Raw genomic sequence first — 6,409 nt, forward strand, 5'->3', positions numbered from 1 at the left:
GGGGTGGAGCGGGCCGGGATGCAGCGGCCTGGCGCACAGCCGCCGGTGGTGGTCGTCGGGGTGGCGGGCGGCTGGGTGGCGGCTTCGGCGGGGCTGCGGCACGCCGCGGAGACGGCGACCGCCGCGCAGGGGCTGTCGGACCGGCCCTGGTACGACGCCCGCCGCCTCGACATCGACCTGCTGCTGTGGCGGCTGCGCGACCATCCGGACCTCGCGGCCTTCGTCGACCGTGCGATCGGCCCGGTCCGCGACCACGACCACCGCTCCAAGCCGCCGCTACTGCCCACCCTGGAGACGTATCTCGCGCACGCGGGCCGCAAGGCGGAGACGGCACGCGAACTGCACCTGAACCGGCAGACGCTCTACAACCGCCTCGCCCGCATCGGCGAGTTGCTGGGCACCGACCTCGACGACCCGCAGACGGTACTGGCGTTGAGCCTGGCCCTGAGAGCCCGCAGGCACGTCTCCTAGATGAGGGGTCGCGGCTGCGTCAACTCGTCGTAGACGCTGAGCACCTGGGCGACGGTCTCGTCCTCGGACGGCCAGGTGGCGGCCTGCCGTACGCCCTTCGCCCGCAGCTCCTCGCACCGCTCGGGATCACCGAGAAGGCGTACGACGCTCTCGGCGAGGGCCTCCGCGTCGCCGTACGGCACGAGTTCGGCGGCGTCGCCCACGAGCTCGGGCATGCTGCCGACCTCGGTCGCGACGAGCGGCACGCGCGCGTGGAGGGCCTCCTGGGCGAGGACGGAACGGGACTCCCAACTGCTCGACAGCAGCGCGAGATCGGCGGCCGCGAGCAGTTCGGTCACGTCGTCGCGTCGGCCGATGAGCCGCACCGGCAGCCCCTCGTCCTCGATCCGGCGCTGCAACTCCGTACGCAGCGGGCCCTCCCCCGCGATCACGACGAGCGGCACGGGGTCGAGCCCCCGCCACGCGCGCGAGGCGTCCAGCAGGGTGTCGTAGCCCCGATGGCTGTCGAGGGAGCCGACGGCCATCAGCAACGGGCGTCCGGTGGCGCCGAGTTCGGCCCGCACCTTGGGCCGCAGCCGGTCGGGGTCCTCCAGCCGCACGGCCTTGCGGATGCCGGGCAGTGCGACCGCGGCGAGCCGCGCGTCCCGCGCGCCCGTCGCCCGGGCCCGGTCGACCAGCGCCGAACTGGCCCCGAGGACCACGGAGGCCGCCTTCACGACCCGCCGCTCCAGCAGTCGCACCAGATGGGCCCGCGCGCCCTCGGCATGGGCCCGGTCGTGCCAGGTGACGACTAGCGGAGTCCGCCGTCCGCTGAGCGCGAGCACCGCACGGAACGAGGCGTGCAGCCCGTGCGCGTGGACGAGGTCGGCGTCCGCGCAGGCGGCCCGCAACGCGGCGACGGCCCCCGGGTCGCTGCTGCGCGGCACGTGCACATGTTCGGCGCCGGCACCGCTGAAGTCATAGGTGCGATCGGCGTCGACCGGGGCGCACACGGTCACCCGCACGCCCCTCGCGACCAGCCCGGAGGCCAGGGACCGCACATGCGCGCTGCTGCGGGCGTTGCCGCCGCCGAGCACCTGAACGGTGCGCAGCGGCGACTGGCCGTGCGGTGAGTGGCTGCTCACGGGGGTCACGTGGCCGGGGCTCCTGGTTCGGGTCGGGCGGTCACGAGGAAACGTACAGAAGGTGTCGAGCGGAGGGGTGTACCGCGCGCTTCCTACGCGTACTGCGTTCTAGGCCAAGGATGCCAGCACGTACGGGTGTTCCGGGAACGCCGGGGGTGTGGGGGTTCCGGGAGGAGAGGGGGCGGGTCACTCACACGGGTGAGAAACGGGGCGCGTTCGGAGCGAACGGGGTCGTTCGGAGCCACTGGAGTCACCGGGAGCGTACGGGGCTCACTCGGGGAGCCCGAGCGGCAACGACCGCGCGACCTCGCTGACCGTGTCCCCGTACAGGGCCGCGGCGACGACGGCGGCGGCATGGGCGACCAGACCCGCTCGCCCGTTGCCCGCCACGACCGCGACGCCCAGAGCCGCGCCCAGCGCGTGCGCCCCCGTGTCGCCGATCATCACGCGCTCACCGAGATCGTCGGGCAGCACCGCGGCGGCGGCACCCACCGTCGCGGCGGCCAACGCTCCCCCGGCCCCCTTCCGCACCATGCCCGGCACCCCGAGGGCGACGACGGAACCGGCCGCCCGACCCGGCCGCACGTCCACCAGGTTGACGAAGTGCGCGGCCCCGGCGATGACCACCCCCGCCAGCACCTTGTCGACGACCCGCTCCTTGAGGAACGCCCCCGCGACGAGCCCGGCGGCCGAGATGCCGAACAACTTGACGGCGCCGCTGGTGACTTCGCCATCGCGGAGGGCGGAGAGATGCGCGCGGAAGCCGCGGCGCGGGTCACCGGCGCCGACGACGTCGTCGTACGCCCCGCAGACCCCGGCGGCTGCCACGGCGAGCCCGGCGGCCGGGTGGACGCGGGCGGCGACGAGCGCGGTGCCCGCCGCGCAGGCGGGTCCGGCGTACAACTCGACGGTGCGCCCGGCGTAGTTCCTCCGCTCCCAGCGGTCACGCCCGCCAGGAGCCTCGGTCCGCAGGGCGTCGGCGGCGACGCGGGTCAGCGCGGCGGCGAGGCCGAGGGAGACAGAGCGGCTGATCATCGGGCCAGCCTATTCCGCACGCACCCCCGGCAAGCCCTACGCGTCCGCCCGAGCCGCCTCCAGCAGCTCCTCCGCATGCGCCCGCGCGGTCTCCGAGTCCTCCTGGCCGGCGAGCATCCGGGACAACTCCCGTACCCGCTCCTCGCCTTCGAGGATCTTCACGCCGGAGCGTGTGACGGACCCGTCGTTGGTCTTCTCGACCAGCAACTGCCGGTCGGCGAACGCGGCCACCTGCGGCAGATGCGTCACGACCACGACCTGCGCGGACTTCGCCAGCTTGGCGAGCCGTCGCCCGATCTCGACCGCGGCCTTGCCACCGACGCCGGCGTCGACCTCGTCGAAGAGATAGGTCGGCACCGGGTCCGTCCCCGCGAACACGACCTCGACGGCCAGCATCACGCGGGAGAGCTCACCGCCGGACGCCCCCTTGGCGATGGGCCGCGGCGGCGCCCCGGGGTGCGGGGCGAGCAGCAGCTCGACCTCGTCGGCGCCGGACGGCCCGTACGCGACGGCTCGCCCGCCGACCTCGACGCCCTCGGCGTCCTCGGTCTGCCGGATGTCGAAGGACACGCGCGCGTGCGGCATCGCGAGGGAGGCCAGCTCCGCGGTCACCGCGGCGGCGAACCGTGAGGCCGCCTCCACCCGCGCGTCCGTCAACGCCTGTGCCAGCCCGCCCAGTTCGGCCCGCAGCGCGTCCCGCTCGGCGGTCAGCTCGTCGATCCGCTCGTCGTCGCCGTCGAGTTCGGTGAGCCGCGCGGCCCCCTGCTCGGCCCAGGCCAGCACGGCGGCGACATCCTCGCCGTACTTCCGCGTGAGTGCCGTGAGGGCCGCCCGCCGCTCCTCGACGGCCGCCAGCCGCAACGGATCGGCGTCGAGATCGTCGGCGTAGCCCGCCAGCTCCCCCGCCACATCGCCCAGCAGGATCCCGATCTCCCCGATCCGGTCGGCGAGCGCGGCCAGCGCCGGGTCGTGCGACCGTACGGCCTCCAGGGCCCGCTGGGCGCCCGCGACGAGCGTGGCGGCGTCGATGCCCTCGGGGTCCTCGGGGTTGCCCGCGAGAGCGGCGTGCGCGACCGTGGCGGCGGACGACAGTGCCTCCGCGTGCCCGAGCCGCTCGGCCTCCTCGGCCAGTTCGACGTCCTCCCCGGGGCGCGGCTCGACGCCGGCGATCTCGTCGAGGCCGTAGCGCAGCATGTCGGCCTCCTGGGCCCGCTCACGCGCACGTGTGGTGATCTCGTCGAGCTCCACGGCGACGGCCCGCAGCCGCCGGTAGGCCTCGGTGTACTTGGCCAGCGGCACGGCGACGGCGTCCCCGGCGTACCGGTCGAGCGCCTGCCGCTGGCGCGACAGCTTCAGCAGCCCCTGCTGATCGGTCTGCCCGTGCACCGCCACCAGCTCGTCGGCCAGCTCGGCCAGCACCCCGACGGGCACGCTCCGCCCGCCCACATGGGCCCGGGACCGCCCCTCGGCGGAAACGGTACGGCTGATGAGCAGCGCACCGTCGTCGAGCTCGGCCCCGGCCTCCTCGGCGCGCAGGACGACCGCCGCGCCCGCGGGAACGCTGATCCGACCCTCCACGACCGCTTTCTCGGCCCCGATCCGCACGAGCGCCGGGTCCGCCCGCCCACCGAGCAGCAGCCCCAGGCTGGTGACCACCATGGTCTTGCCCGCACCCGTCTCACCCGTGACAGCGGTGAACCCGGGCGACAGCTCGACGACCGCGTCGTCGATGACTCCGAGGGACCGTATCCGCATCTCTTCCAGCACGGTGAAGACCTTACGAGGTAAGGGCAGCCAAGTGCGAGGCACCCTGTCACCCGGGGGAGTGGACCGCCTAGTGCGGCGCCCCCCGCCACCCGGACACGGGCAACGCGAACTTCGCCACCAGCCGGTCGGTGAAGGACGCGTGGTGCAGCCGGGCCAACCGCACCGGGACAGCCCCCCGCCGCACCTCGACCCTGGCCCCCGGCGGCAGCTCGAACGTCCGCCGCCCGTCGCACCACAGCACACCCGGCGGGATATGCGGCAACAACTCCACGGCCAGCACGGAGTTCGGCGAGGTCACCAACGGCTTGGCGAACAGCGCGTGCGCCGAGATCGGCACCATCAGCAACGCCTCGACCTCGGGCCACACCACGGGCCCACCCGCGGAGAACGCGTAGGCCGTGGACCCGGTGGGCGTGGACAGCACGATCCCGTCGCACCCGAAGCCCGTCACCGGCCGCCCGTCGATCTCCAGCACGACCTCGAGCAGCTTCTCCGCACCGGCCTTCTGCACGGCAGCCTCGTTCAGGGCCCAGTCCGTGTGGACGATGTCCCCGTTGCGGTGCACGACGACATCGACGGTCATCCGCTCCTCGACCTCGTACGCCTTGGTCACCACCCGGTCCACGACCTTGTCGAGGTCGTCCCGCTCGGCCTCCGCGAGGAACCCGACACTGCCCAGGTTGACGCCGAGCATCGGCACCCCGGACGCCCGGGCGAACTCGGCGCCCCGCAGCAACGTCCCGTCACCCCCGAGCACGATGAGCAGCTCGCACCCCTCCAGGCACTGGGGAGTCGCCTCCTTGACGAGCTCCACCTCGGGAGGCAACGGCAGGTCCGCGGCCTCGTACTCCAGGACGCGCACGCCGATGTCCGACCGCAGCAGCCCCTTCACCACGAGCTCGGCACTGCGGATGGCGGCGGGCCGCCCCGTGTGGGCGAGCAGGAAAACAGTACGAGCTCGGTCAGGTGTCAACGAGGCCCCTCCGCCACCGCACGGTCAACATCGGCCGGGTCCAGGACGGGCGCCCCGGCACGCAGCCACAGAAAGTATTCGACATTTCCCGAGGGCCCGGGCAACGGACTGGCCGTGACGCCCTTCACCCCGAGCCCGAGATCCCACGCCTTCTCGGCCACTCCCCGCACGGCCTCCGCCCGCAGCTGCGGACTCCGTACGACTCCCCCACTGCCCAGTCGTTCCTTCCCCACCTCGAACTGCGGCTTCACCATCATCACCAGATCGGCGTCCGGCTTCACGCACCGCGCCAGGGCGGGCAGCACCAGCCCGAGAGGGATGAAGGACAGATCCCCCACGACAAGATCCACAGGCTCCCCATCGATCGCTTCAAGCGTCAACTCGCGTACGTTCGTACGGTCCTTGACGGTGACGCGTTCATCGCTCTGGAGAGTCCACGCGAGTTGCCCGTACCCGACGTCGACGGCGACGACGTGCGCGGCCCCCGACCGCAGCAGCACATCGGTGAACCCGCCGGTGGACGCGCCGGCGTCCAGCGCCCGCCGGCCCTCGACGACGAGCCCCCGCGGCACGAACGCCTGCAACGCGCCCGCGAGCTTGTGCCCACCCCGGGACACGTAGTCGGGATCGCCGTCGTCGTCCGTGACGACGATCGCCGCCGCGGTCTCCACCTGCGTGGCGGGCTTGGTCGCGACGGTCTTGCCGACGGTGACCCGCCCGGCGGCGATCAGCTGGCTGGCGTGCTCGCGCGAGCGCGCGAGCTTCCGGCGTACCAGCTCCGCGTCGAGACGACGGCGTGCGACTCCTGCCACGTTCGGTTCAGCTCCTGTGTTGTCCGTACGACGGTGAGGGCGCCGGAGGTCCCGGGCGGGCGTCGAGCGCGGTGAGCGCGTCGCGCAGCCCCCGGTGTACATCCTCGTACACCTCGACATGTCCGTCCGTGGCGAGGTGGTCGGCGTCGGTGAGGCGCTCTATCTGCGCGTCGACGTCGGCGTTGCCGGTGGGGGTGCGGGGCACGTTCTGTCTCTTATACTCCTCT

6 protein-coding genes and 1 pseudogene are annotated in these 6,409 nt (G+C 73.4%); 1 reads left to right on the forward strand and 6 read right to left on the reverse strand.

Going from position 1 to position 6,409, the window contains the following annotated elements; all coding sequences use genetic code 11:
• Window positions 1-471, forward strand: a 471-nt coding sequence (locus HLK59_RS47075; protein ID WP_171147831.1) for a helix-turn-helix domain-containing protein, incomplete at its 5' end; no start/stop codon positions are given.
• Here HLK59_RS47075 and HLK59_RS47080 read toward each other — a convergent pair.
• The 6 genes and pseudogenes from HLK59_RS47080 to HLK59_RS47105 form a co-directional block, all read right to left on the reverse strand.
• Window positions 468-1,604 carry a glycosyltransferase family 4 protein gene (locus tag HLK59_RS47080; RefSeq protein ID WP_171147832.1) on the reverse strand — a complete coding sequence of 379 codons (1,137 nt, stop codon included), beginning with the start codon at window positions 1,602-1,604 and terminating at the stop codon, window positions 468-470. The genes HLK59_RS47075 and HLK59_RS47080 overlap by 4 nt on opposite strands.
• A gap of 261 nt (window positions 1,605-1,865) precedes the next feature.
• A complete protein-coding gene (locus HLK59_RS47085) occupies window positions 1,866-2,630 on the reverse strand; it encodes a hypothetical protein (protein ID WP_171147833.1) in 765 nt (254 codons plus the stop codon).
• Between the two features lie 36 nt (window positions 2,631-2,666).
• Window positions 2,667-4,385 carry a DNA repair protein RecN gene (recN, locus tag HLK59_RS47090; protein ID WP_171147836.1) on the reverse strand — a complete coding sequence of 573 codons (1,719 nt, stop codon included), beginning with the start codon at window positions 4,383-4,385 and terminating at the stop codon, window positions 2,667-2,669.
• A 79-nt stretch (window positions 4,386-4,464) separates the two neighbouring features.
• Window positions 4,465-5,370 (reverse strand): NAD kinase, encoded by a 906-nt coding sequence (locus HLK59_RS47095; protein WP_171147834.1) that lies wholly within the window; start codon window positions 5,368-5,370, stop codon window positions 4,465-4,467.
• Entirely contained in the window at window positions 5,367-6,182 is an 816-nt protein-coding gene (locus HLK59_RS47100; RefSeq protein ID WP_171147835.1) for a TlyA family RNA methyltransferase, read from the reverse strand. Before HLK59_RS47100 ends, HLK59_RS47095 begins: the two co-directional genes overlap by 4 nt.
• 7 nt (window positions 6,183-6,189) lie before the next feature.
• A pseudogene (locus HLK59_RS47105) lies at window positions 6,190-6,409 on the reverse strand (hypothetical protein); the annotation flags it as partial.

The sequence above is a fragment of the Streptomyces sp. S3(2020) genome (assembly GCF_013044505.1).
GTDB lineage: Bacteria > Actinomycetota > Actinomycetes > Streptomycetales > Streptomycetaceae > Streptomyces.

Bases quoted from the DNA above. Each gene is read 5' to 3' on its own strand.
- HLK59_RS47085 (WP_171147833.1), bottom strand. From the start codon at position 2,630: ATGATCAGCCGCTCTGTCTCCCTCGGCCTCGCCGCCGCGCTGACCCGC.
- recN (WP_171147836.1), bottom strand. From the start codon at position 4,385: ATGCGGATACGGTCCCTCGGAGTCATCGACGACGCGGTCGTCGAGCTG.